Annotated in this window: 1 protein-coding gene and 1 pseudogene; both read right to left on the reverse strand. The window is 71.9% G+C overall.

Going from position 1 to position 2,018, the window contains the following annotated elements; all coding sequences use genetic code 11:
* Nucleotides 1–506, reverse strand: a pseudogene (locus FV228_RS28010) (LTA synthase family protein); the annotation flags it as partial.
* Between the two features lie 213 nt (nt 507–719).
* Nucleotides 720–2,018: capsular biosynthesis protein (locus FV228_RS28015; protein WP_147857481.1), on the reverse strand; the 1,299-nt coding region annotated here is incomplete at its 5' end.

The following is a 2,018-nucleotide window of genomic DNA, read 5'->3' on the forward strand; positions in this document are numbered from 1 at the left end:
AGGCCCGCCAGCGGCGGCCGGGAGGCGGCGCGCAACAGGAGCCACAGGGCCAGCGGCAGGCCGAGCATCGCGGCGACGCAGGGGATCGGCGCATCCGGCAGGACGCTGGGCTCCGTCCGGTACCAGATCACCGTCGCGATCACGGTTAGGAGCACGGGGACCGCGATGCGCGGGTCCCAGAGCGGTGGGATGTAATAGAGCTGCGGGTGGCGCGGCACCTGCGGCAGCAGGACGAAGTCGCTGAACAGCAGCGGCTCGCCGATCACCGAGCGCTTCGCGCGGCTGACATAGATCAGCGCGGCGACGGAGACGACGCAGGTCAGGGCGGCCAGCCAGGGCCGCCACGAGAAGCAGAACCAGAACAGCAGGATCAGCAGGTAGCCGAGTAACCGCAGGGCGAGATCCCGCGGCGCGAGGCTCGCCCGGGTGAGCGAATCGCCGACGAAGATTTCGAGGGCGAGGCAGAGGGCCAGCGCGAGGCCGGTGGCGGTAAGGAACGTCGTCAAGGTCCAGGAACTCGGAGAGGGGCGAGCGTGCGAGCGATCGATACGGGGTCCGACTCGGCACGGAAGAACATGTTGAAACAAGGGCTTCGGGACATTCCCTGAAGAGGGGGCTTCGGCGACGCCCCCTCTTCCGGAACAAGAGAAGCCCGCTCTATCCTCGTGTGCCGGCTCGAAAATCCGGCACACCGGATGCCAAGGCGGTGCCCCCTGCCCTCAGCGCGGTCCAGCCTCGCGGCCGACGCCGCGGCGGCGGCGCAACGCCCGCACGATCGGATTGAACAGGCCGTAGCGGGCGCGCATGATCCAATGTGCGGTGCGGCCGATCGCGAGCGCGCTGCGGGGGGCGGCCTCCCGGGCGGCGCTCAGCCGGTCGAGCAGCTGCTCGGGGCTGCAGGGTTTCATGGCCACGGGGTCGAGGTAGCGCGAATAGAGGATCATCGCCCCTGCCACCAACTCGTCCAGGGTGAGCCTGCGGCCGCGGTCGGCTCCCGGCGCCAGATCCTCGGACAGGCCCCAGCCCGAGTAGAACGGGCGGCCATGAGTCGCCACGGTGAGCCCGCGGATCAACGCCTCGAAGCCCGCCAGCGAGGTCATGGTCTCGACGTGGTGGACCCGGTCGAGCAGGTCGACGATGCTGACCCCCGCCACGATCCGGTCGGCGAGCGCCAGCGCCTCCGCCTCCGGGATGATGCCGGGGCGGAAACCCGCCTCGACGTCGGGATGAGGCTTGTAGAGCAGGAAGGCGTCGGGGTTGCGCCGCCGCGCGGCCTCGAGCAGCGCCCGGTTCGAGCGCACCAGCGGCGAGCCGTGCTGAACCGAGGCGTCGTCCTCCACCTGTCCCGGTACCAGCACGATCCGCCGGCCGGCCGGCCAATCGAGCGATGCGGCGTCCAGGCCGACATTGTACTTGCTGAGGCGGCGGGCCACGACTTCCTCGCGCAGGCGCTTGGCCCGGCTCACGAGTTCGGGCGGGAAATCCGAGTCGGCCAGCAGCCGCTGCAGGCGGCTTTCCCGGCGCGGGTCGTAGTAGATGCCGAGGTCGTCGACCACGATGGAGGCGCCGGGCTGCAGGCTCGCCCCGAGGCCCACCGAGCGCAGGAAGCCGTCCTCCACCCGGGCGAGCGGCAGGCCGGCCTGCGTGCAGGCGTCTTCCAGCTTGCCCGGCGCGCGCGTCGCCCAGGCGAGGATCCGGCCGTGATGGCGCCGGCCCGCCGCGACCGCGGCCTCGGCCGTCATGGTGTGGATTGGGCACCCGGCGGGCCCGGCGCCGAGCACGTCGAGGGCCGGCCTCTTCCAGCGCGACATGCCGACATAGACGACACGCCGGTCGTTCTCGGCGAATCGTGCGGCCAGCCAGGCCACCGCCTCGGCGCAGGCCTCGCGGCCGATCGGCGCGCGGGTCCAGGGATCGAGGTAGTGGATGCCGCCCGCCCCGCCAAGCGGCGCGCCGTCGAGGCTGATCCGCAGGGATGCGAAGCCGGTCTCCGGCCGGTCGTACGGGCTGAGCAGGGG

Origin of the sequence: Methylobacterium sp. WL18, assembly GCF_008040015.1 — a bacterium.
GTDB classification, from domain to species: domain Bacteria; phylum Pseudomonadota; class Alphaproteobacteria; order Rhizobiales; family Beijerinckiaceae; genus Methylobacterium; species Methylobacterium mesophilicum.